The organism is Myxococcus eversor (genome assembly GCF_010894455.1).
GTDB lineage: Bacteria > Myxococcota > Myxococcia > Myxococcales > Myxococcaceae > Myxococcus > Myxococcus eversor.
This window is the reverse complement of record NZ_JAAIXY010000016.1, coordinates 156,844-181,259: the sequence shown is the minus strand read 5'-3', so window position 1 is coordinate 181,259 and position 24,416 is coordinate 156,844. Positions and strand designations below refer to the sequence as shown.

Below are 24,416 nucleotides of genomic sequence, written 5' to 3'. Positions count from 1 at the left end.
TGTCATGGCCCATAAAAAGGGACAGGGTTCTTCGCGAAACGGTCGCGATTCCAACCCGCAGTACCGCGGCGTGAAGGTGTACGGCGGCCAGGAAGTCTCGGCTGGCAGCATCCTGGTTCGCCAGGTCGGCACGGTCATCCACGCGGGCGAGAACGTGAAGCTCGGTCGCGACTTCACCCTCTATTCGGTGGTGGACGGCGTCGTGAAGTACGAGCGCCTGGGCCGCGACCGCAAGAAGGTCTCGGTCTATCCGGCCGCCGAGCAGGCCAGCGCCTGACGGTAAACCGGCCTCACAGGGCCGGTCGCCGCGAGGCATCCACGAGCGGGTCGCTTCTCCAGTCCACGCGCCCTTTCCGGCGCCCAGGACGCGAGGCGGCCCGCTCTGCGTTTTTCAGGAGACGCTTTCATGAAGTTCGTCGATGAGGTCCGCATCTTCGTGAAGGCGGGCGATGGCGGTAACGGCGCCGTGTCCTTCCGGCGTGAGAAGTTCATCGAGCGCGGTGGCCCCAACGGTGGTGACGGCGGCAACGGTGGCTCGGTCATCTTCGTGGGAGACCCGCAGCTCACCACCCTGCTGGACTACCGCTATCAGCAGCACCACCGCGCCAAGAATGGCGAGCATGGCATGGGCAGCGACTGCAACGGTCGCGCGGCCGACGACATGATCCTCCGCGTGCCGGTGGGCACGCTGGTGAAGGACCACCACACCGAAGAGCTGCTGGTGGACCTGAGCGAGCCGGGTCAGCGCTGGGTGGCGGCGAAGGGCGGGCGGGGCGGGCTGGGCAACATGAACTTCGCGACCTCGACGCGGCAGACGCCGCGCTTCGCCCAGGATGGGACGAAGGGCGATGAAGTCACGCTGCGGCTGGAGCTGAAGCTGCTGGCGGACGTGGGCCTCCTGGGCTTCCCCAACGCGGGCAAGAGCACGTTCATCTCGCGGGTGAGCCGGGCCCGGCCGAAGATCGCCGACTACCCGTTCACCACGCTGGTCCCCAACCTGGGCATGGTCCAGTACAAGGACGACCTGTCCTTCGTGATGGCGGACATCCCCGGCATCATCGAGGGCGCCAGCGAGGGCGTGGGCCTGGGGCACCAGTTCCTGCGCCACGTCGAGCGCTGCAAGGTGCTGATCCACCTCATCGACATGGGGGCGGAGGGCGAGGGCCGCGAGCCGCTGCACGACTTCGACGTGCTCAACCGCGAGCTGGCGAAGTACAGCACGGAGCTGGCGAGCCGGCCGCAGGTGGTCGCCGCCAACAAGCTGGACCTGCCGGACGCGCAGGCCCGTCTGGACACCTTCCGCGAGGCGCTGCGTGAGCGCGGCATCCGCGTGTATCCGGTGTCCTGCGTGACGGGCGAGGGCATGCCGGCGCTGATGGACTCGGTGGCGGAGGTGCTGTTCACCGGTCGCACCGAGAAGCTGCACGTCGAGGCTCCGCCCCGAGCAAAGGGCGCGAGCAAGAAGTCCGTGGCCAAGGCCGCGATCGCCAAGGTGCGCGAGGCCCTCTCCGAGGGCGCCGCCGCCGTGGTGAAGGCGACCGCCGCGAAGCTGGGGCGGGCGAAGGGCGCTGCTGTGAAGAGTGCTCCCACGAAGCAAGGCAGTGCGAAGGGAGCTCATGTGAAGACGACTCTGGTGAAGCAGGCCGCGGTGGCGAAGGCGGCGACGAAGGCTCCGGCGAAGAAGGCCGCCGTGGCGAAGAAGTCAGTGGCCGCGAAGAAGGCCCCCGCGAAGAAGGCCGCCGTGGCGAAGAAGTCGGTGGGCGTGAAGAAGGGCGCCGCGACGAAGAAGGCCGCTGCCGCGAAGAAGGCTCCGGCGAAGAAGGCCGCTGCCGCGAAGAAGGCTCCGGCGAAGGTCCTGGCGAAGAAGGGCACCGCGCCGAAGCGGTCCACGGCCGCGAAGAAGCCCGCGTCGCGCAAGTCAGGCGGAAGGGGCTGAGACGATGGCTGGCGGCGGTCCTCGGTACGAGCGCGTCGAGAAGGACAAGTTGGATCCGGAGCAGTTCCTTCTCGATGTGCGCAAGGAGAAGATCGACCGCGTCGTCAGCCAGCGTACGCGCAACTTCGTGGTGGTCCTGGACCGGCTGGAGGACAGCTTCAACATGGCCGCGGTGCTTCGCACCTGCGAGTCCATGGGGGTCCAGGAAGTCCACGTCGTCATCAACCCGGAGGCACCCTTCCTGCCGAACTCGAGGGTGGCTCAGGGCTGCGACAAGTGGCTGGACGTGAAGCTCTACAAGTCCTTCGCCGAGTGTCGGGAGCACCTGAAGTCGCGGGGTTTCAAGCTGTATGCCTCGGCCATCCGCGACGGCGCGACGAGCCTGTACACGCTGCGCTTCGACGAGAAGGTGGCCATCGTCCTCGGCAACGAGCGTTACGGGGTGAGCGACGACGTGCTCAACGCCGTGGACGGGACGTTCTGGATTCCGATGCGAGGCTTCAGCCAGAGCCTCAACATCTCCGCCGCCGCCTCGGCCTGCGTCAGCCGGGCGATTGCCTGGCGGGATGAGCACCTGGCGGGAGGGTCCGGAGACCTGCCGCTAGAAGAGGCGCAGGCGCTGCGTGAGCGCTTCTACGTGCTGGCCATCAAACAGAGGAAGCGGCTGTTCAAGAAGCAGCCGTGAATGCCGGCCCCCCGGGGGGCGTCGGGATGGGTTAGATGGACGCCGTGGGCCTACCTGGCCCCCTGGAGACGCACGCCATGTTCCTGGAAACCCTGCTCGCCACGCTCCTGTCCTCGCAAGCCGTGCCCGCCGCGCAGGCCGTCCCCGCGCAGCCCGTCCTGGTGGCCCAGGGCGCTCCGGCCGGTGCTGGAAAGCCCCTGGTGACGCCTCCCACGGGCGCGACGAAGGCTCCCGCCGCGCAGGGCGTGAATCCGGTGACTTCCGCTCCCACCGCGAAGCCCCCCGCCGTCGAGTCGGGCAAGCCGGCTGTCGCGGCGCCCCAGGCGAGCGCTTCGGATGCGAAGCCCGTGGTGAAGACGGCTCCGCCGATGACGCCCGAGGTGAAGACCCTGGTGGACCGGATGCAGGCCTTCTACGAGAAGACCGGCGACTTCAAGGCGGGCTTCCGACAGGACTACAAGTACAAGACCTTCAAGCGCACGCAGACGTCCGAGGGGGTCGTCACCTACAAGAAGCCCGGGCTGATGCGGTGGGAGTACCAGAAGCCCTCCGTGCGCACCTTCGTCCTGGCCGGCAACAAAGTGTACATGTACGACCCGCCGGCCCAGTCGCTCACGGTGGCGAGCATGGACACCAGCCAGCTCTCCGCCTCGGTGACGTTCCTCTTCGGACAGGGGAAGCTCGCGGATGAGTTCGCCATCAGCAAGGGGGCCTGCAAGGACTGCAAGGGCACGTTGCTGGTGCTGGATCCGCTGAAGGTGGAGCCCCGCTTCAAGCAGGTGAGGCTGGAGGTGGACCCCGCGACGGCGCAGGTGCTGAAGAGCACGGTGGTGGATCCGGACGGCAGCGAGAACGCCATCTCCTTCCTGGACCTGAAGACGAACGTGGGCATCTCCGCGGACAGCTTCAAGATGGATGTGCCGGACGACACTCGCGTGGATGACTTCACCAAGCAGAAGAAGCAGTAACCTGTGCGCCGTGCGCGGCGCGTTCCTGCTCTGGGTGGGTTTGAGTGTGGTGGGGGCCGGGTGTCACCGAGAGGTGGCGTCCGGCCCTTCACGTTCCGAAGGACTGACAGGGCGGACGCTGCCGCTGCTGGCCTCGCCGGCGCTGCGCCTCACCGTCGCGGGGAAGCTGGGGGCGCGCGTCGTCCCTGTGGTGCTGGATGTGGCGCGGCCCCTGTCGATGGTGTCCCAGGCGTGCTTCGACGGAGGCGCGCCCGCACCCGAAGGCACCGTGCGCGCGCCCGAAATCGCGGGAGGCTTCCGGGCCTGGCCAGTGGTGGCGTTGCCTGTGCTCACGGTGGGAGGAGCTACGGTGCCGCTGCGCACCGCGGGGCTGTCCGGGGAGAAGCCCTGCTCGGTCACGCTGGGCTCGGACGTGCTGGAGCCGTATGCGCTCACGGTGGACCCGCTGCGGCGAGAGGTGACGTTCACCGCGTCGCGTTCGCGTGAGGCGCAGCCGACGGCGGAGGTGGCGGCTCCGGATGCCGCGCGGGAGGTGCACCGCGTGGAGTTGAGCCGCGAGCCAGTGGGTGACTGGCCGCTGTTGGCGGTGCGGGTGACTCAAGGAGAGGCGGAGCTCACCGGCCCCTTTGTCCTCGCCACGAGAGAGCCCTTCTCGCGCATCGCGGTGGCGCCCGCAGAGGCGCAGGGGCTCCAGCCGTTGGAGACGGCAGCGCATCTGCCACCGCGCACCTTCGCGGTGGATTCGATGGACGTGGCGGAGGGCGTGGGCGCGCGGCCTCTCGTGGTGGAGGCCGCGGGACGATGGGACTCGCCGAGCAGCCTGGGTCGGTTGGGGCCGGACGTGTGGGGACGCTTCACCGCGACGCTGGATGCGAAGGGCGGGGTGCTGGTGCTGCGGCGTCCGCGAGTCCGTGCAGCGGATGCGACTGAAGTGGGCTCGGTGTCATCGCTACGGGCGGGGAGGGCGGAGGGACCCGATGCGGCTGCCGCTTCACCACGGTCCACGGAGACAGAAGGCCCAGGAGGAATGGGGGCGAGTGCATCCTTGACGCGTCCTGCGGCGACAGTGGGTGCCGCACCAGTGCTTTCGGGGAGTATTGCCTCGCCTCCGTCACGCTCCACGACATCCCCTGCTACGACTGCCGGCACTGCACCGAAGGCTTCTGGCATCGCTTCACCTTCGTCACAGCCACCAGCACTGCCCACGGCGCCTGCGGGCCCCTCGGCGCAGTCTCCAGGTGACTCCTCGACTCCTCCGCAGTCCTCGTCGGAGCCGCCACGCTCGGCGACTCCGAGCCCCGTCGTGAAGCGACAGCAGTGCACCGATGCACACGGCGTCTTCAGCGAAGAGGCCTGCTACGGCCTGCACGTGCGCAAGGAGCCCGAGGGCGGCATCTCCGTGGTGGGTGCGGTGTTCCGAGATCTGCCTGAAGGCGGGCGCCTGCACCTTGAACCAGTAGGCCCGGACGGTCAGCGGTTGGAGTCCGGGTGCGGAATCGGCCTGAGCTTCCCGGCCACCAGTCGAGGCCTCACGACTCAGCACCGCCTGCCCTGGCCGTCGCTCGCACAAGCCCTGCCCGTGTGCCACGCGGCGCTCGTTCAAGCGCGAGGCTTCACCCTGGCGCTCTTCGAGGAAGGCAGTCAGCCCGAGTGCCCCACGGCGTGCGCCTTCGTCACTGAGACGTCCTCACGTCGCACGGTGTGCGAGTGCCAGCCCACGCCACTGGGAGAAGGTGTCGCCGCGCCGTCCCGCAAGGCCCCTTCCCGCGAGCCACCGCGCGAGGAGCGCGAGCTGGAACCCGAAGATCCCCGGTAGCTCCAGCGCTCCCCACCTGGCGGTTCAACACCCAGCCAGGGTCCACCGACGAACTCCCGGGCCGCGCTCACGACACACGGGCGGCGGCCCGGGAAGAACCACTACTCCAACCGAGTCACCGGCCGAGGCGCGGGCACCAGCGAAATCGGCGCCGGGTGCGCGTCACGCGCGGTGTGCTGACGCTGCTTCGGGTCCGGGCGCTCCACCACGCGAGCCACCAGGTCGTAGTCGTGCGCCTCCGTCACCTCCACGGTGACCAGCTCACCCGGGTACGCCAGGCCGTCGTTGATGTAGACGAGCCCGTCGATGTCCGGCGCCTGTCCCTGGTGCCGACCCACGAGCAGATGCTCCGTCTCCGGCGCGGGGCCTTCCACCAGCACCTCCAGCCGCTTGCCGACGAGCTTCTTGTTCTGCTCGCGGTTGATGCGCTTCTGGATGGCCATCACCTCGCGCCACCGGCGCTCGATGGTCTTCTGCGGCACCTTGTCCGGCAAATCGAACGCCGCCGTGCCTTCCTCGTCGGAGTACTGGAAGACGCCCAGGCGCTCGAAGCGCTGCGTCTTCACGAACTCCTTCAACATCTCGAAGTCCTCTTCCGTCTCACCCGGCAGACCGACGATGAGCGAGGTGCGCATCACCAGCCCCGGCACGCGCGCACGCAGCTTCGTCAGGAGGCCCTTGAGGAACTCCGAGTTGCGGCCACGCTTCATCGACAACAGCAGCTTGTCGCTGACGTGCTGCACCGGCATGTCCAGGTAGCGGGCAATCTTCGGCTCCGACGCCATCACGTCGATGAGCTCGTCCGGGAACACGCGCGGGTAGGCGTAGTGGAGGCGAATCCACTTCACGTCCACCTGCACCAGCGCCTTGAGCAGGTCATGCAGCTTCGGGCGGCCCGGCAGGTCATGCCCGTACGCCGTCAGGTCCTGCGCGACGAGGTTCAGCTCCTGCACGCCGCTGTCCGCCAGCCGCCGGGCCTCGATCATGATGTCGTCGATGGGCCGCGAGCGCTGTCCACCGCGCAGCGTGGGGATGATGCAGAACGCGCAGGCGTTGTCGCAGCCCTCGGACACCTTGAGGTACGCGGTGTACTTCGGCATCGAGTTGATGCGCGGCGTGTTCGCGTCGTGGATGTAGTCGGGGTCCGGAATCACCTGACGCGGGGAGGCCTCGGCCGCCAGCAGGTCGCCAATCTGGGCGTAGGCGCTGGTGCCCAGGAAGTGGTCCACCTCCGGCATCTCCTTCGCCAGCTCCTCGCCGTAGCGCTGCGACAGACACCCCGTCACCACCAGGGTGCTGCAGCTGCCCGACTTCTTCAGCTCGGCCATCTCCAGGATGGAGTCCACCGACTCCTGCTTGGCGGGACCGATGAAGGCACAGGTGTTGACGACGATGACCTGGGCCTCGGACGCTTCCTGCACCAGCGTGTATCCGCGGTGCTTCAGCGTGCCGAGCATCACCTCGGAGTCCACCCGGTTCTTCGGGCAGCCGAGGGTCATCATGTACAGGTTCTTGGTTGGTTCCACCGCGTCTACCTATTTCCAAGCTCGGTTCGCGTGAAGTGGTCACCACTCCAGGCAAAGTTCATGGTCGCGCCGTTCGAGTAACGGATGGTCAACCCGTCCTCTTCATCCAGCTCCACCGAGGACGCACGCCCCAGGGCACACGTAGCAGCCGGCCACTCGAGCACTCGAGCCGCCGTCTTCCCCGTCACGATGTAAAACCCCAGTCGAAGCTCTTTCTCGGCGTCACACTGACCCGCGACGGCATAGGGATTCTTCCCGGAGAGCACCGTAACGACCGGTCGCCCGTCCGGCAGGCTCAACGTATCCGGCACGTTCACGTTCACCGACGCGGCCTCCAGCGCGTCCGTCACCACCAGCTTGCGCAGCGACTCCGGCGTCAGGTCCTCATCACCCTGCGCCCAGGCCGGGTAGCTGAGCAAGTCCCACCCCAGCCAGCCCGTGGCCGCGGGCTCCAGCGCGGTGACGTGCTCCGGCGGCTTCAGCTTGAGCGCCTTGCGCGGCTCGTCCGGCAGCCTCAGCGCGTCACCCACCATGGTGCCGCTCTGGCAGTTGGAGACGGGAACCGCCTTGGTGCCCGCGCCATCCTGGTCCTCGTAGGTGATGCACACGTCCATCACCATCGGGTCCCGAGCCGGGAAGCGGGGCAGCGCGCGCACCGGCACCGCGGCCACCAGCGACAGCGTGTTGCCCCGGCGCTCCACCGCGCCATTGACCTTCTGCTGCGCGAACTCCGGCGTGCCGCTGTCCGCTCCCGACGCGCGCTTGCCATCGAAGCCGAAGCGCCACGTGTAGCCCGTCGTCAGCGGCCCGGTGTCCGGGAAGTAGATGGACACCGTGAGCACGTCGCCCGCGAGGAGCTGATCATCCTTGGCGTCCACGCCCACGTAGAGCGTGTCCTTGCGGAAGCCCACCTTGGCGGTGAAGGACGCGCTGGCGCCCTCGGTGTCCAGGGACTTGAGCGCCAGCGGCGAGGTGAAGCCCTTGAGGCCTCCCTGGAAGCGCGGCGGCTTGGTCATGTTGGGCACCAGCCGTGACGGACGGGGTGCTTCTTCCTGGGCGGAGGCGACGGCCGGAACGCAGAACAACCAGCAGAGGGACAGGGCAGCAGCGGCTCGCATGGGCTATTTCAATCGCGGAAGTTGGTGAACTGCATGTCCAGCTTCAGTCGGTCCTGCTCCCCACGGAACAGGGCGATGGCGGCCTGGAGGTCATCCCGGTTCTTGCCGGTGACACGCAGCTGGTCGGCCTGGATGGAGCCCTGCACCTTCATCTTCGAATCCTTCAGCAGCTTCACCAGCTCCTTGGACTTCTCCACGGGGATGCCCTGCTGGAGCTTGATGACCTGCTTCACGTTGTGCAGACCCGTCTTCTCGACGTCGCCGTACTCGAGCGCGCGCAAGCTGATGTTCCGCTTGGCCAGCTTCACCAGAAGCACTTCCTTGGCGGCCTGGACGCGCTCCTCGCTGTTGGCCTTCACGGTGAGGGCCGTGTGGTCCGGAGCGACGAGGACGTCCGCCTGGGCGCCCTGGAAGTCATAGCGGGTGCTGAGCTCCTTCTTGGTCTGATTGACCGCGTTGTCGAGCTCGGCGAGGTCGATTTTCGAGACGACATCGAACGAAGGCATGGGCAGCAGCGGCCCTTAACATACCTACACCCTGACGACCATGGGCACCACCAGGGGGCGCTTGGAGGTGTACAGCCGGAACGCACGGCGGACCACCCGGGTGAGTTCCTCTCGCACCAGGGCGTCGTCGCCCCGCAGCTGGACGGACAGCTCCTCGAAGAGCGCCCGGGCCTCCTGGGCCACCCGGGGGAGGATCACCTGCTCGTCCAGGGACAGGCCCTGGCCGGAGAGTTGCGGGCCACCCACCAGCTTCAGGGTGTCGCGCTGGAGCACGACGACGGCGGCCACCAGGCCCGTCTCGGACAGGCGCACCCGCTCATGGAGTGTGTCCGCCGTCACCATGCCGCCTCCGAAGCGGTCCTTGAAGATGCGCCCGGAGGCCACGCTGCCGGTGAAGCGGCCGCGCCCCTCCTCGAAGCCGACGATGTCCCCGTCCTGGGCCAGCAGGCACTGCGCGGGCTCCATCCCCGACTCCCGGGCGGTGGCCAGATGTCGGTGGAGGTGGCGGCCCTCGCCATGGACGGGGATGAAGTGGCGCGGCTTCACCAGCTCCAGCACGCGCTGCTGCTGGGGGCGGCTGGCGTGGCCGGACACGTGGACGCCGGGCTCCACCTGCGCGTAGGCGACGCGTGCGCCGCGCCATTGGAGCTGGTCGATGAGGGCGCCCACGCCGCGCTCGTTGCCGGGGATGGCTCGGGAACTGAGGACGACCAGGTCTCCCGGGCCCAGCTTGAACGGGCCGTCACCGGCGGCGAGCTGGGACAGGCCCGCGCGCGGCTCGCCCTGCGCTCCGGTGGTGAGGACCAGCACGCGCTGCTGCGGCAGCTGCGGCACCGTGTCCAGGTGCACGAAGAGCGAGTCGGGCACGTCCAGGTAGCCCAGCTCGCGCGCCATCTCCACGTTGCGCACCATGCTGCGGCCCTGGAGCGCGACCTTGCGGCCCAGTCGCTCGGCGATGGCCAACAGGTGCCGCACGCGGTGCAGGTTGGAGGAGAAGAGGGCGACGACGATGCGGCCGGTGGCGTCCTTGAAGAGGCGCTCGAAGGTCTGCTCGACGACGCGCTCGCTGCCGGTCTCCTCCGTCAGCTCGGAGTTGGTGGAGTCCGACAGGAGGCACAGCACGCCCTCTTCGCCCGCCTCGCCCCAGCGCTCCAGGTCCGTGCGCAGCCCATCGATGGGGTCGGGGTCCAGCTTGAAGTCACCCGTGTGGATGAAGGTGCCCTCGGGCGTGCGGATGATGAAGCCCACCGCGTCCGGCACGGTGTGCGTCACGCGACTGGCCTCGACCTTGAACATGGTGCCGACGGCGAAGGGCTCGCGCGGCTCGATTTCGCGCAGGTCCGCTTCGATGCCCAGCTCGTTCAACCGGTGGCGCGCCATGGCCAGCGTGAAGCGGGTGCCGTAGACGGGGACGTTCACCTCGCCGAGCAGGTAGGGAAGCGCGCCCAGGTGGTCCTCGTGGCCGTGAGTGAGGACCACGCCCTTGAGCTGGGCGGCGTTCTGCTTCAGGTGGCTGAAGTCCGGGATGATGATGTCGACCCCGGGCATCCCCTCGGAAGGGAACATCAGGCCGGCGTCGATGAGGAGCATCTCCCCGCGACAGGCGATGACCAGGGAGTTGAGGCCGATTTCTCCCAGGCCGCCCAGGGGAATGACTTGAAGCATTGGGGGGAGTCTAAAGACTCGTCCCGTCGCGCGCGGTGGAAAGTTGCGCGGCGACCAGGTGGGTGGGGTCGGTTGACCCCGAGCGGCCCGCTAGGTGATGCGGATGGGCAGGCCGCAGCCCATCGACGCTCCCCGGGGACAGTGGGGCCTCCGGAAGATGTCCGGGCGGTGGAGCCAGGGCTTGGTCTGGGTGCCAGTCCAGGGCTCCAGCTTCGTCTTGGGGACCCAGGGCTTGACGGGCAGCCACGGCGACAGTGGGGGGCAACGGCCCGTGATTCGGATGGGCAACCCCGCGCCCTTCGCCATGCGTGTGTCGAACTTGTCGGCCTGCGGGACGTCCCGTTGTCCGCCCGGCTTGGGGGCCACCGTGCGGGCCGAGGCCTCGGACACGGGCGAGGCGGGACGCGAACCGGTTCTGGCGGCGGACTTCGGTGAGGAATCGATGCGCATGACACCCCCGGGCGCGGGACCGACCTGAAAAGGCCCGCACCTGGAGTATCGGCGGATGCGGCGAGAAGGTGCTTCGCTCCAGGCGTGATGGGGATGTCACGTACGGACGGGCGGTATGACGCGGAGCGTCCTGGGTGGGGCCTCAGGGGGGCGGGGTGGTGCGCCCGCTCATCCACGTCTTGACGCGCTGGGCTTCGGTGGACCAGCCGGCGGGCTCCGCGCCGTAGAAGCCCAGGGCCTGCTGGGCGAGGGCGCGTGCGCGGGAGACCTCGTTGGAGGGCAGGGCGCGGGCCAGGGCGAAGCGGGTGGCCGCGAGTCCATCTCCCGGGCCGGGCGTGGCGGTGCGCAAGGTCAGCGCGCGCTCCAGGGTGGCGCGAGCCTCGCGCGGTTTTCCCAAGGCGAGCTGGGCGAGTCCAAGCGTGGTGAGCGGCGTGGCCTGGTCGGGATGCCCCTTCTGGAAGGTCTCGTAGGCCTTCGTGCTGCGCAGGGCCAGGTCCACCGCGTCGCGGGTGCGGCCCTCGCTCAGGGCCAGCTCCGCCAGCAGCGCCCAATCCGATGCGGTCTCCGGATGCGCGGGGCCGTGCGTCTGGAGGTCCAGCGCCAGGGCGCGTTCGCGAAGCTTCCGCGCGTCGGCATAGCGGCGGAGCGGTTCCAATGCGCTGGCGAGATTGTTGAGGGGATAGCTGAGCGTGGCGCTGTTCGCACCCATCGCCCGCTCCTCCAGCGCGATGGCCTGCTCGAGGAAGGGGATGGCCTCCTCGAAGCGGCGGCTGACGGTCAGGTGGTAGCCCACCGCGTTGGCGGCCATCGCCGTCTGGGGATGGTCGGGCCCCATGACCTCCTTCGTCGTCTCCAGCACGCGGCGCAGCAGGCGGGCGGTGTGCTCCGTCTCGGGCGTGCGGGAGAGGGCGGCTGCCTGATTGCGCAGGGACTCGAGTGTGAGCAGGTGCACGGCGCCGTGGGCCTGCTCTCGCAGCGTCGCGGAGCGGCCGAAGGCCTCGGCGGACTGGGCGTACTGGCCGCGGAGGAATGCGTTGCGCGCGAGGCTCGTCTGGAGCAGGGCCTCCAGGTCCGGGGTGCCACCCGCGCGCTCGATGCAGGACTTCGCCTGCGCGATGCTCCACTCCTCCAGCGCGGGCGTCTGGGACAGGGTGGTGACCAGGCGCGCGGCGGCGCGTGCGGCCACCTCGTCGTGGCGCGTGGCCTGCGCGGTGAGCAGGGCCTCGCGCAGTGCCGTCTGCGCGCGCGCCTCATCGCCGAGCACCAGTCCGAGCCGGCCTTCCAGCTCCAGGGCCTCCGCGAGAACGGGGCGGTAGTCGAGCGCGCGAGCCTGCTCCAGTGTCGCCTTCAGCTCCCCGTTGGCCTGCTCATAGCGACCGGCGTCCACCAGCGCGGTGGTGCGGTCCAGGCTGGCGCGGATCTTCTCCACGCGCTGGCGCTGCTCGGGAGACTCCGGGAGCCCCATGCGCAGGGCGTCCACGTTCGCGCAGTCGGCGACAGAGGGCAGGCGCTGGGCCGCGTCCAGCGAGGTGGTGAGGGACTCCGCGTCGGTCTGCGCGAGCACGCCCACCACGGCATCCAGCGTGGAGCGACGGCGCTCCAGGCAGGCCATGCGCAGCGACAGCACGGCGTCCGACTGATGGCCGTGCACACGCGTGGCCTCGCAGGCCTCCTGGTGCATACCGGCCCACTCCTGGGCGAAGGTGTCCAGGCTCTGGGCCACGCGGGAGAAGAACTCGGGGGCCTGGGGTTTGTTCGTGGCGGCGAAGGCCCGGCTCACGGTGTCCTTGCGCGAGGCATCCCAGATGCCAGCCAGTCGAGCCTCGGGGCGCAGACACGGGGCGTGGCGACGGTTGCCCATCCACCAGGTGACGCCCATGAAGCCGTAGATGAGGAGGAATCCGGCGGCCAGGATGCTCCGGCGTCGCCACGCAACGGACGAGTCCTTGCCGAGCTCCGTCAGCAGGGCCTCCATGGAGGGGTAGCGCGCGTCGGGCGTGGGCGAGAGGCCTCGGGTGACGGCGCGGAACAGCCAGGCGGGGACGCGGCTGCCGCGCGGGGGCTGGCGCACGCGGTTTGCGAGGGACTCCTGGAGGTAGGCGGTGGCTTGTTTCCCTTCGAAGGGGAGCTGGCCGTAGAGGGCTTCGTAGAGCGAGGCGCAGAAGCTGAACTGGTCGCCGCGCGCATCGGTGCGGCCGTCCTCGTGTTGCTCGGGCGGCATGTACGCGGGGGTGCCCATGACGAGGCCGGCCTCGGTGAGGGGCGATTCGAGCAGGTCCTCCTCGCGCAGCGCGAGTCGTGAGGGGGTGGTGGGACGCCCTTCCTCCATGGCGTCCTGGTCCGTGGTGTTGCGTGCGAGGCCGAAGTCCGTCACCTGGGCGCGGCCGTCCCGGTTGACGAGCACGTTGGCGGGCTTGAAGTCGCGGTGGACGAGTCCGGCGGCGTGGGCGGCGGCGAGTCCTTGGCCCGCCTGACGGAAGAGGTCGAGGACCTCGCGCCAGGAGCGATGTTCGGCGCGAAGCCAGTGCCGGAGGGACAGGCCTTCGACGAGCTCCATGGTGATGAAGACGCGACCGGCGAAGGTGCCCGCGTCGTAGACGGAGACGACGTTGGGGTGGGAGAGGCGGGCCATGGCCTGGGCTTCGCGCAGCAGGCGAGAGGCGCCGTCGGTGCGGACCACGGTGTTGGCGTCCGGGTGGAGCAGCTTGATGGCCACGCGACGATGGAGGTCCGGGTCATAGGCGCTGTAGACGACGCCCATTCCGCCGGAGCCCAGCTTGTCGAGGATGTGGTAGCGCCCCACCGAGGCGCGCGATGCAGTCTCCCTCGCCTCGCCCTTGCGAGCGGCGCCATCGTCGGGATGACGTGAGCGCCCCTGTGCACCCTGCGCGGGAGGAGGGACACGCACGCTGGAGCCCAGCGGAGGGGCGGGAGGAGGAGCAGCCCAGGTGCCCTCGCCCGCGGGTGGTTGTGGCGGAGGCGCAATCAGGGTGCCCACGTCAGCGGGAGGCCCGCGTGAGCCCGCGGCGCCGGCCGATGCAGAGGAAGGCGAGGACTGTGGCGGCTGGATGCGCGAGCTCGCACCGATGGATGACGATGGTTGAGGCGCGGGATGTGGGGATGCGCTCGCGGGTGGCTGTACGCGCGAACTCGCTCCGCTGGATGGTGCGGGCGGAGCTGGTGGTGAGGTCGTGCTGGGACGCGCCTCGGGTGTCTTGATGCGTGGGCTCGCCGCACCGGACGAAGCCGCCGAGGCTGGTGTGCTCGCACCGGACGAAGGCTGGGCCGGTGCGCCCGACTTGCCCGCCGCGCTCGCGGAAGGTTGTGGAGTGGCCGCGCGCGCACGTGCCCCAACATCCGGTTGAGCCCGCGATGCGAATGCTCCCGCGCCAGACATGGGTTGCTGCGCGCCTGCTTCACCTGGACGACGTGGCAGAGGCGCAATCAGTGTTCCGGCATCCGGAGGCGCCTCCTCCGTCAACTCACTCGAACCGTCCGCGCGCAGCCTCGACTCCAATGCCGCATGGAGGTCGGGGTCCAACAGGGTAGGGGCCCTGGGGCTCGAAGTCAGCGGGCGCGCAAAGGCGTCCGTGTGCGGCTCTGCCTCCGCGGAGACCGCGGGCGCATCGGGCTTGTGTGAGGTCTGCGGAGGCGCCTTGGCCGATGCTGAGCTGTCATTGGAAGCGCGCGCGGACTTGGCGGTCCGGACGGGCTCGGTTGGCAACTCGAGGTCCAACGCATCGCCCAGCAGCGTGGGGCGCGGGATGGCCAGGTCCGTGGCCCCGTCTTGCACGAGTGTGATTCGACGAGCGGCCGTGCCAGGCGGCGTCACACGGGTCAGGAGCGCCGCGCACTGACGGCAGCCCTCCGCGTGGCGCCGAAGACGCTGTGCCTCCACGGCGGAGAGCATTCCGGTGGCCAGCGCCCGCGCGGTCTTCTCGTCGAAGCAGGACACGAACCGGGATGTTCCACCACGTGACAGGTTTCTGAGAAGGGGGCCCCGTCAAGAAGCCCGCCAGGTATTGACCTGGGCCCGCAAGTGTTCAGCTGGATATGGCGCGGCGAAGCGGAATCCCTCTCCGCCCCGCCTCGAATCCCTTCACCTGGGAACGAGCGAGATGTCGTCCAGGTACACTGCCGCCTGGTCATCCCCGGAGTCGTCCTGGAAGTACAGGTCGCGCAGCGTGCCCGACGTCGCGCCCATCGCATCGAACGACAGCGTCACCTTCCGCCACTCGCCGGCGACCAGCGGTCCGCCCAGGGCCTCATCCAGCCGCATCGTCCCGAGCACATCGGTGCCGTCATGCAATACGACGCGCACCGACTGTCCCCCGGCGGTGCCGCCATGGACCCACAGCTCCAGGGACTGGTACCCCGCGACCTCCACACCCGAGTGATGCAGGAGCACCCCCGCCCACGTGTCCGGCTCGAAGCGGATGGAGGCCGAGCCCGCGTGGACGATGCCCGTCTCTTCGAGCGAGTGCTCCGCCCAGCTCCAATCCGCGAAACCGCTCTCCAATGTGTCGCCATAGATGGACACGCCCGAGGACGGGTCCGGCTCGGTGCGGCCGTCCATCAGCGCCAGGCCCTGGGACAGCGTCACGGTGCGCGCGCCGCGCGTCTGGAGGTAGTTCAGGATGGCCGTGAAGTTCGACGTCCGGTACTGCGTGTCGCGCGTCGGCGTGCCGTCCACGAACTCGTGGAACACGAGGATGAGCCAGCTCTTCTCCACGAGCGCCTGGTCAATCCAGCCGCGCACCGTGCTCACCGGCACGTTGCGAGCCACGTCGTTGCCCCGCAGCTCGTAGACGAGGGTGTCGCGGAAGTTGCGCCCGGCGTTCACCGTGCGGCTGCTGCCGTAATGCTGCCGGATGGCCGCGAGCACGTTGGCGTCATAGAGCCCATAGGGGATGACGAAGTCGGGCACCGACGTCAGCCCCAGGTTCGTCACCAGCCAGTCCCGCGAGTCCCCGAGCTCCGACTCCAGCTCGGGCGCGGACAGCGTGGTCAGGTCCGGATGGGTCAGCGTGTGGCTGGCGATGCCGTTGCCCTCGGTGACCAGTGTCTGCGCTTGCGCGATGCTCATGTAACCACCCCAGCCCTGCGCGAGCGCCTGGGTGATGAGGGCATACGTAGCGGGGATGTTCCTCGCGTTGAGCGCGGGCCGGGCCTTCGTGTACTGCGTGGACCATCCGTCATCCAACGTGATGGTGACCATGCCCTGTTCGAAAGGCTGGGCGGCGAACGCGGATGCATGGAGCGTCCCCAGCAGCAGCGTGGCAATGAATGGCAACTTCCGGAACCGCTCAATCATGGACATCCCCCGCGCGCCTCTGGAGGCGCGGGGCAAGGCGATAGCAGAGGCGGTGCCGCCGAGCAACCGAGCGGGCGCGCAGGAGTCGTGTGGCCTGGTGAGCGGGTGTCCCATGGAGCCACCGGTGGACGTCGCCAGGGATTCGGGATGGAGGCGGTGGTGTTCGTAGAAGCCGTTGCACCCATCACAACGTCTTTTGAAAGGACACGTCACATGAGGAAGTTCGCCGCGCTCGTAGGTCTGCTGGGCGTCCTGGGAGTCCTGCCAGCGCATGCCGCCGAGCTGAAGGACGTGTTCGGAAAGGAAGTCCCCATCGGGAAGGGGCGTCCCACCGTGGTGCTGTATGCCAACAAGGGCACCCGGGAGGAGCTGAAGGAGCACGCCTACAAGTTCGTGTACGACGTCCGAGCGGTCAAACCCATCGTCGTGGTCCGCGTGGACCTGCGTGACGTCCCGGGTCTCTTCAAGGGCATGGCGAAGGGCGAGATTCGCAAGAGCCACGCGGAGTCGCTCGACCTCATGCGAGACCTCTTCCAGCGGCACGGCGAGTCGCCGCCCCCTGAACTCGACTCCTCGCTCTTCATGGTCGCCGACAGCAAGGGCGAGCCTCACCAGTCGGTGGGCCTGAAGAAGGGCTTCAAGACTGTCTATGCGCAGGTGCTGGACCCCGCGGGGCACGAGCTGGCGCGAGGCCCCTTCCCCCAGAGCGCGGGGACGCTCGGCAGGGCCGTGGCCGTCTCGCCCACCGCGCCCGCGCCCGCGCGCCTGGCCGGCGTGGTCCGCTGAGACCCGCTTGAAACATCGGTGGATGTGACATGCGTCTCGCGACACATTTGGAAACATTCAGGTGTCGACATCGCCCCGTTTGTTTCATGGAACCTCAAGCTCCGAGAGTCGGCTGGGGTTTGCTGGAGTCTTTTCAGACTTCATGAGGCTTCCCTGGGAGCAATACCTCCCAGGCACTTCGGTACTTTCAGTCTTCCTGCTACGCACTTAGGGCGCGTGCCTGGAGTCCGACCCGGCGTCCGCCGTGTCGCTCCGCATGCCATGCAACGGGAGACTTCATGAAGAGGCTGGAGTGGAGCGCGACCGCCACGAGGTGGCTGGTCATGGGCTTGTTTGTCGGTGTGGGCACGGGCTGTTCGGGTGGAGAGCCCGCACAGGAGCAACCCGCACTGGAGACGGCGTCGAGTTCCCTGAACCCGGGGCCCGACCTGGTGGTGACGGACGTCCGAGGCCCCGCGAGTGTCATCTCGGGGAGTTCGTTCACCACGACGGTGACGGTCTGCAACCAGGGCACGGCCCCCGCGTACCGGGGCTCCCGCGTGGCGGTGCTGCTGTCCGTGGACAACGTACTGTCCCCGCTGACGACGATGCCTCCTCCGACGGACCAGTCCCTGGCGGGCCAGGAGACGCTCCAGGTGGACCTGTCGGCCGGCCAGTGCTCGGACGTCCGCGTGCCCGGTACGTCCTGGTTGCCTCCCGCGGCGCAGGGTGACGGTGCCTATTTCCTGGGCGCCATCGTCGACGCGAACCAGTCCGTGGCGGAGCTGAACGAGAACAACAACACCCATGCGCAGACGCGCATCGGCGTGGGCAACCGGCCGGACCTCGTCATCACCGAGCTGTCGAGCCCTCCCAGCGTGCCGCAGGGCGGGTACTTCACCGTGGCGGTGACGGTGTGCAACCAGGGCACCGTGAGCGTCCCCTCGGTCCGCACGCAGCTCTTCCTGTCGACCGACAACGTGCTGACGCCGTCCGGCCCGGGCGCTCCTCCCACGGACCAGGCGCCGATTGGCGAGGTGCAGACCCAGACGACGCTGAACGCGGGCGCCTGTGTCCGCCGCACTGTCTCGGTCTACGCGATGCAACCGCCCGCGTCGCCGGGCCCCGGGGCGTTCTACCTGGGCGCCATCGTCGATGACCCGGCGTCGGTGCAGGAGCTGCGCGAGGACAACAACGCCTATGCGAAGGACCTCATCGGCGTGGGCAACCGCTCCGACCTCATCATCACCGAGCTGCGCGGTCCCGCCAGTGTGTCGGATGGTCAGAACTTCGAGGTCCAGGCGCGCGTCTGCAACCAGGGGACGACCTATGCCAATGCGACGTCCGTGCGGCTCCTGCTGTCGCTGGACACCGTGCTGACGCAGATGGGCCCGGGAGCGCCTCCCACGGACCAGCGGGACGTGGGCATGGTGCAGGTCCCCCTGTTGAACCCGGGGCAGTGCGTGACGCGCTCCGGTTCCGCCCAGGCCTGGCTGCCTCCCGCGGGCGTCAGCCCCGGCGCCTTCTACCTGGGGGGCATCGTGGACGACGGGAACTCCGTGCAGGAGCTGCGCGAGGACAACAACACCTATGCGAAGGACCTCATCGGCGTGGGCAACCGTCCGGACCTCATCGTCACCGCGTTGACGTCGCCGGCGAGCCTGAGCTCGGGACAGTCCGCTCCGTTCAGCGTGACGGTCTGCAACCAGGGCACGGCGCAGAGCACCTCGGCGATGGCCCAGCTGTACCTCTCCATCGACGCGACGGTGACGCCCATGGGGCCCATGGGGCCTCCTCCGGGTGACCAGTCGCCGATGGGCTACATCATGATTCCGGGGCTGGCTCCCGGTCAGTGCGCGACGCGCGGAGAGAACCTCTGGGCTTCGCCTCCGCCGTTCCCCACGGACGCCACCGCGTTCTATCTGGCGGCCATCGTGGACGACCCCAGCTCCGTGCAGGAGTTGCGCGAGGACAACAACGTCTTCGTGAAGGGGCTCGTCGGCATGGGCAACCGGCCGGACCTCATCGTCACGGACGTGAACGTTCCGCCGACCCTGTCGCCCGGTCAGTCCTTCACCGCGTCGGTGACGGTGTGCAACCAGGGCACGACCAGCAGCTCCTCGACGAACGCTCAGCTCTACCTGTCGATGGACACGACGCTGACGCCGATGTCCCCCGGCCCTGGCCCTGGCGGACCCCCGCCGACGGACCAGGCTCCGTTGGGAATGATTGGCCTGCCCTCGCTGAGCCCGGGGCAGTGTGCGACTCGCAGCACGAGTGCCTGGGTGAACTTCCCCATGGATGGGCAGGGAGAAGGGGCCTACTACGTGGGGGCCATCGCGGACGAGCCGGCCTCCGTGCAGGAGCTTCGCGAGGACAACAATGCCTTCGTGAAGGGACTCGTCGGCGTGGGCAGCCGTGCGGACCTCATCATCACCGCGATGACCGGGCCCGCGAGTTTCAACTCCAGCCAGTCCTTCGCCGCGACGGTGACGTTCTGCAACCAGGGCCTCCAGTCCAGCCCCTCGACGCAGGCGCAGCTCTACCTGTCGACGGACACGACGCTGACGCCGATGGCGGCTGGCCCCGGCGGTCCGCCGTTGGACCAGGTGCCGCTGGGCTCCATGCCCGTGCCCGCGCTGAATGCCGGAGCGTGCCTGACGCGCAGTGGCATGTTCGCTGGGAGTCCTCCGCCGCCGGATGGGACGGGGGATGGCGCGTACTATCTGGCGGCCATCGTGGATGACCCGAGCTCCGTGCAGGAGCTGCGCGAGGACAACAACGTCTTCGTGAAGGGCCTCATCGGCGTGGGCAACCGGCCGGACCTTGTCGTCACGGCGCTGAACGTGCCGCAAGTCCTTCAGAATGGTCAGTCCTTCACCGCCGCCGTGACGGTGTGCAACCAGGGCACCACCAGCAGCTACTCGACGCAGGCGCAAATCTACGTGTCGACGGACACCGTGTTGACGCCGATGCCGTACGGGCCCGGCGGCTCCCCGGCCACGGACCAGTCTCCGGCGGGATACGTCCCCTTGCCGTCGCTGAATCCGGGGCAGTGCGCGACGCGCTCGACGACGGCCTGGGCCGGGCTGCCGCCCGACGCGCAGGGGAACGACGGGGCGTACTACGTGGGCGCCATCGTCGATGACCCGGCCAGCGTGCAGGAGCTTCGTGAGGACAACAACAGCTTCGTGAAGGGTCCCATCGGCATTGGCAATCGGCCGGACCTCGTCATCACCGCGATGACCGCGCCCACGAGCGCGTCCATCAGCCAGCCGTTCACCGCCGGCGTGACGGTGTGCAACCAGGGCACCACCCCCAGCACCTCGACGCAGGCGCGCCTCCTCCTGTCGGTGGACGCGGTCCTGTCGCCGATGTCAGGGCCCGGCTATCCCGCGGGAGACCAGACCGAGGTCGCGAACGTGAGCATCCCTTCGCTGACGGTGGGGCAGTGCGCGACGCGCTCGGTGAGTGCCACCGCGTGGCTGCCGCCGGACGCGCAGGGCGACGGGGCGTACTACCTGGGCGCCATCGTCGATGACCCGGCGTCGGTGCAGGAGCTGCGCGAGGACAACAACAGCTTCGTGAAGGGGCTCATCGGCGTGGGCAGCCGCGCGGACCTGGTCATCACCGCGATGACCTCGCCCACGAGCGTGACGCAGGGACAGTCCTTCAGCACGACGGTGACGGTGTGCAACCAGGGGACCCAGTCCAGCGCCGCCACGTACGTCGACGTGGTCCTGTCGCTGGACGATGTGCTCTCCCTGTCGACGTCGCCGACGGTGGCGGACCAGGTGATGATTGGCTCGGTGTCCGTGCCGTCCCTGCTCGCGGCCCAGTGCATCTCGCGCAGCACGACCGCCAACGCGTACGTGCCGCCCGGTGGTCAGGGGACCGCCTTTTTCCTGGGAGCGCTCGTCGACTCGAGCGGCGGGGTGCAGGAGCTTCGCGAGGACAACAACACCTTCGTGAAGGGGCTCATCGGAGTGGGGACGAGGCCGGACCTCGTCGTCACCTCGCTCACGGGGCCTGCTTCCATCCTCCAGGGGAACACCTTCTCCTCGACGGTGCGCGTGTGCAACCAGGGTACGCAGGCAAGCCCCTCGGCCTGGGTGTCGCTCTACTCGTCCCTCGACGCGAACCTCTCCCCGGAGCCCTCCATGCCGGGCCCTGGCGGCAACGCCAACTCGGACCAGCGTGAGCTGGGGGGCGTGAATGTCATCGCCCTGAACCCGGGTGACTGCATCACGCAGACGCTGAACGTGTCGGCGTGGTTGCCGATGGATGCGATGGGGCAGGGCGGCGCCTACTTCCTGGGCGCCTACGTGGACCCGTACCAGTCGCTGACGGAGCTGCGCGAGGACAACAACTCCCGCGCCATCGCGCTCCAAATCAACCAGTAGCGCGCTGATGTCTTGACGAGGGGACGGGGCGGGATGGCCCGTCCCCTCACTGTTTTTCCGGCGGCTCAGCTCCCCAGCGGGGGCTCCGACGGCGGGCGCGAAATCCACGCGGCGATGAACACGTCCAGCTCGCCGCGCAGCACGTCCTTCACGCGAGGAGTCCCGGCGCCGGTGCGAGGGTCCTCCACCCGCGCGCTGCGGCCCAGGTAGTAGCGCCGCACCTCGTCCGTGCTTCCGCCCTGTCCGGCCACCACGCGAGCGGCGATGTCCTTCAGCTCGTCCAATTCGCCCGCGCCCGTGAGCGTCAGCACCCGGCCGGTGGACTCGTCCTTCACCGTCACCTCGGTGCGCACGCGCTGGAGATAGGTGCCCTCATGGCTCTTCACGGGCCGGCCCAGCACCTCCAGCAGCTCCAGCTCCTCCTCCGAGAGAGCGCCGCCCCGGTGCACGCGGACATAGGCGCGCTGGCGCTTCTCGTCCTCCAGCCGTCGGTGCATGCCCGCCTCGCCCGCGAGGAAGCCGTAGGCTCCGGGGCCGGCGATGCGCACCACGACGCGGGCCGGCTCGTCGGCTTCCGCCACCGCTACCGCCTCGTAGCCGCGCCGCTGCGCCCAGCCCAGGTACATGGTGGCCAATTCCTGCACCCACGCCTCCTGTGTCTCCGCCGAGTCGCTCGCGCAGATGTCCACCAGCGCTTCATTGTCCAGGGTGGTGGAGCCGGAGGCGTGGAGCGCCTCCGCCATCTGCACCTCGCGCGCGACGTCTTCAACCTGCCGGGCCGCGGAGGCGAGCTGCACTTCGTTCTTCGCCTCGCGCACCAGGCGCCGCCCGAAGAGACACGCGGCCTCCAGTCGCTCCATCTCGTTGAGGTGGGCCTCGACTGTCCGGAAGGCCCGGATGACATCCGCCGCGTGCGTGGGGTCGTCCCAGAGGTTGGGCGCCTGCGTCTCCGTCAGCAGGGACGTGCGGCGCTCCTCCATCTCCGGCCGCCCAGCGGAGGCCGCCAGCGAGCGGGCCTTGCCCACCAGCCGGTCCATCTCCACCAGCAGCGACTTGCGGTCCAGCCGCCGCTTCACCGGCGTCGCCCGTGCGGACGGCAACAGCAGCTGCGCGGTGGGGGAGGGCAGTGGGGCGGCGGGCTCGGCCACCGCGATGACCCGGCCTCCGGGGCGTGCTTCCACGCGCACGGGGGTGCCAGGGGGCAGCGGCTTGCGCGCAATCTCCACGGCCAGCGCCGCGGTGAGCGTCTTCTCGATTTCCCGCTGGAGGTAGCGCGCGCCGAACTGGGGCGAGTAGCCGCGCTCCACCAGCCGGTCGACGACCTCGGGCGTCACCTCCACGTCCAGGGAGCGCGCGCGGATGCCCTCTCGCTCCAGCACGCGGCCGACCTCGCGCTGCGCGATTTTGCGGATGTCCACCTTGGACAGGGGCTGGAAGTGACAGATGGCGTCGAAGCGGTTGAGGAACTCGGGGCGGAAGGCCTCGCCGATGCGGCGGTCGACCTCCGACACCATCTCGTCCGCGCGCTTGGTGCCCGCGAAGCCCATGGCGGGCTCCCGGTACACCTCCGCGCCCACGTTGGACGTGGCGACGATGAGCGTGTTGTTGCACGAGACGACCTCGCCCGCGCCGTTGACGAAGGTGCCCTCGTCGAAGAGCTGGAGGAAGCGGTCGTGCACGCTGCGCGCGGCCTTCTCGAACTCGTCGAGCAGCAGCACGGAGAACACCTTGCCGTCCAGGAGCGCGCTCAGCTCTCCGCGACGCGTCTCCAGCGCCGGGGCCCAGGACGCGCCGAAGGGCACGCTCTCGTCACCGTCGTTGGGGTAGTCCGCCATGTTCAGGCGCACCAGCCTGTCCGCCGAGCCGAAGAGGTACTCCGCCAGCAGCTTCGCGAGCTGCGTCTTTCCCACGCCCGTGGGGCCGGCGAACAGGAACACGCCCAGCGGCCGGCGCGGGTCGTTCAACCCCGCCTTGAGCAGCGCCACCGAGCGCAGCACCGCGCCCACCGCGTCCGTCTGGCCGAGCAGCCGCTCTCCGAAGAAGCGCTCCGTCTCCTCCAGGTCCAACGGCATGGCGTCGTCCACCACGAAGCGCGGCAGGCGCGTGGCGGAACAGAAGCGGGTGAGCACGTCCTCGGGACCGACGTGGTCCTTGGCCGCGCTCGCGGCCTCCGCCGCCGTCTCCTTCAAGAGCTCGATGGCCTTGCGCGGCATGCGCTGCGCCAGCAGGAACTTGGACGACAGCCGCAGGGCCAAATCGCACGCGGCCGGGTCGATGGGCAGGCGCAGCTCGCGCTCCAGCTCCTCCGCCACCCGGCCCAGTATCCAGCGCGCCTTCTCCAGCGGGGGCTCGTGCAGGGGGAGCAGGTGCAGCCGCTCCGCGAGCGCCTCGTCGGAGCGCAGCAGCTCCTGCACGCGCTTGGGCTCTGTCTCGAAGATGAAGCGCAGGCCTCCGGTGCGCAGCGCGCGCACGGCCACGGGGGCCAGGGGCCCGCCCAGCGCGGCCGGCAGGTCTCGGATGTAGACGATGGGACAGGGGTGCCGCGCCAGGTGGGCCAGCAGCTCCTCGAAGCTCTCCGCGGCCTGTCGCTGGGTGCTGCGCGCGAGGATGTTGGCGACGGACACCTCTACCAGACGCGACTGCGTCAGCTCCGCGTCCACGCGTCCCTCGGCGATGCGGCGCGCCACCTCCTGCACGAGCGCGCTCTTGCCCACGCCGGGGTCTCCCGCCAGCAGCGGGTGTTTGCCACCGCGCGTCAGCAGTCCCAGAACCTCCGTCACCGCGGCGTCTACGCCATGCGCGGCCGGCAGCCGACCCTCTCGGGCCAACGCGGTCAGGTCCCGGTCGATGAGTCGCTCCTGGTCCTCGCTCTTCCTCGTCGCCATGTGTCGTCAGCCGCCCCCTCGCCGGAGCACGCACTCTAACCGCTGAACCGTCGAGGTGAGCGCGCAATCCCGGCGGGTGGCCGGAATCCCCTGGCCCGAGGCCGGAGGGAAGCGGAAGTCGGAGGACTCGAACCTCAAGCCGGAAGGCCGGCTCGCACCCGGTAGCAGCGGGGCCTGGCGCCATCGCCAGTCCAACTTCCAAACATGTGAAGCGAGCGGAACACGGTGGAGTCGAACCACGAGCCCCGAAGGGCTCTCCTGGTTTCCAGCCAGGCGGCCGGCCACCCGGCCCGCATGCTCCAAGTCACAGCGGAAGACAGGGGACTCGAACCCCGAGCGCGTCATGCACCCGCACCGTTTTCGAAACGGGCCGCCGGCC

Annotated in this window: 15 protein-coding genes and 1 tRNA gene; 7 read left to right on the top strand and 9 right to left on the bottom strand. The window is 69.2% G+C overall.

Annotated elements, in window-relative coordinates:
- The first annotated feature begins 4 nt into the window (after positions 1-4).
- The 5 genes from rpmA (at position 5) to G4D83_RS29495 (ending at position 5,405) form a co-directional block, all read left to right on the top strand.
- On the top strand, positions 5-277 hold the full coding sequence (rpmA, locus tag G4D83_RS29515) for a 50S ribosomal protein L27 (protein WP_163868191.1): 273 nt from the start codon (positions 5-7) through the stop codon (positions 275-277).
- A 129-nt stretch (positions 278-406) separates the two neighbouring features.
- On the top strand, positions 407-1,936 hold the full coding sequence (gene obgE, locus G4D83_RS29510; protein ID WP_163868190.1) for a GTPase ObgE: 1,530 nt from the start codon (positions 407-409) through the stop codon (positions 1,934-1,936).
- Between the two features lie 4 nt (positions 1,937-1,940).
- On the top strand, positions 1,941-2,621 hold the full coding sequence (locus G4D83_RS29505) for a TrmH family RNA methyltransferase (protein WP_163868189.1): 681 nt from the start codon (positions 1,941-1,943) through the stop codon (positions 2,619-2,621).
- Positions 2,622-2,698: 77 nt separating this feature from the next.
- Positions 2,699-3,589 carry an outer membrane lipoprotein periplasmic chaperone LolA gene (lolA, locus tag G4D83_RS29500; protein WP_163868188.1) on the top strand — a complete coding sequence of 297 codons (891 nt, stop codon included), beginning with the start codon at positions 2,699-2,701 and terminating at the stop codon, positions 3,587-3,589.
- A gap of 10 nt (positions 3,590-3,599) precedes the next feature.
- On the top strand, positions 3,600-5,405 hold the full coding sequence (locus tag G4D83_RS29495; RefSeq protein WP_240356731.1) for a ribosomal eL19 family protein: 1,806 nt from the start codon (positions 3,600-3,602) through the stop codon (positions 5,403-5,405).
- A 101-nt stretch (positions 5,406-5,506) separates the two neighbouring features.
- On the opposite strand, the gene rimO is transcribed toward G4D83_RS29495, so the two are convergent.
- From rimO to G4D83_RS29460, 7 genes are all read right to left on the bottom strand, one after another.
- Positions 5,507-6,904: a 30S ribosomal protein S12 methylthiotransferase RimO gene (rimO, locus tag G4D83_RS29490; RefSeq protein WP_217911968.1), complete on the bottom strand. Its 1,398-nt coding sequence runs from the start codon at positions 6,902-6,904 to the stop codon at positions 5,507-5,509.
- A gap of 32 nt (positions 6,905-6,936) precedes the next feature.
- Positions 6,937-8,049 (bottom strand): DOMON domain-containing protein, encoded by a 1,113-nt coding sequence (locus G4D83_RS29485; RefSeq protein ID WP_163868185.1) that lies wholly within the window; start codon positions 8,047-8,049, stop codon positions 6,937-6,939.
- 8 nt (positions 8,050-8,057) lie between these two features.
- Positions 8,058-8,555 (bottom strand): YajQ family cyclic di-GMP-binding protein, encoded by a 498-nt coding sequence (locus G4D83_RS29480; RefSeq protein WP_163868184.1) that lies wholly within the window; start codon positions 8,553-8,555, stop codon positions 8,058-8,060.
- 24 nt (positions 8,556-8,579) lie between these two features.
- Positions 8,580-10,220: a ribonuclease J gene (locus G4D83_RS29475; RefSeq protein ID WP_163868183.1), complete on the bottom strand. Its 1,641-nt coding sequence runs from the start codon at positions 10,218-10,220 to the stop codon at positions 8,580-8,582.
- Positions 10,221-10,310: 90 nt separating this feature from the next.
- Positions 10,311-10,670 carry a hypothetical protein gene (locus G4D83_RS29470; protein WP_163868182.1) on the bottom strand — a complete coding sequence of 120 codons (360 nt, stop codon included), beginning with the start codon at positions 10,668-10,670 and terminating at the stop codon, positions 10,311-10,313.
- Positions 10,671-10,812: 142 nt separating this feature from the next.
- Complete coding sequence (locus G4D83_RS29465) at positions 10,813-13,668, bottom strand: serine/threonine-protein kinase (protein ID WP_240356729.1); 2,856 nt, start codon at positions 13,666-13,668, stop codon at positions 10,813-10,815.
- A 1,101-nt stretch (positions 13,669-14,769) separates the two neighbouring features.
- On the bottom strand, positions 14,770-15,984 hold the full coding sequence (locus G4D83_RS29460; RefSeq protein ID WP_205522736.1) for a polysaccharide deacetylase family protein: 1,215 nt from the start codon (positions 15,982-15,984) through the stop codon (positions 14,770-14,772).
- Between the two features lie 213 nt (positions 15,985-16,197).
- Between G4D83_RS29460 and G4D83_RS29455 the strand changes: the two genes are divergently transcribed.
- Both G4D83_RS29455 and G4D83_RS29450 read left to right on the top strand, forming a co-directional pair.
- Positions 16,198-16,770 (top strand): hypothetical protein, encoded by a 573-nt coding sequence (locus tag G4D83_RS29455; RefSeq protein WP_163868180.1) that lies wholly within the window; start codon positions 16,198-16,200, stop codon positions 16,768-16,770.
- Between the two features lie 323 nt (positions 16,771-17,093).
- Complete coding sequence (locus tag G4D83_RS29450; RefSeq protein WP_163868179.1) at positions 17,094-21,152, top strand: CARDB domain-containing protein; 4,059 nt, start codon at positions 17,094-17,096, stop codon at positions 21,150-21,152.
- 65 nt (positions 21,153-21,217) lie between these two features.
- On the opposite strand, the gene G4D83_RS29445 is transcribed toward G4D83_RS29450, so the two are convergent.
- Both G4D83_RS29445 and G4D83_RS29440 read right to left on the bottom strand, forming a co-directional pair.
- Positions 21,218-24,037 carry an AAA family ATPase gene (locus tag G4D83_RS29445; RefSeq protein ID WP_163868178.1) on the bottom strand — a complete coding sequence of 940 codons (2,820 nt, stop codon included), beginning with the start codon at positions 24,035-24,037 and terminating at the stop codon, positions 21,218-21,220.
- Between the two features lie 216 nt (positions 24,038-24,253).
- Positions 24,254-24,338, bottom strand: a tRNA-Ser gene (locus tag G4D83_RS29440).
- Positions 24,339-24,416 lie beyond the last annotated feature (78 nt).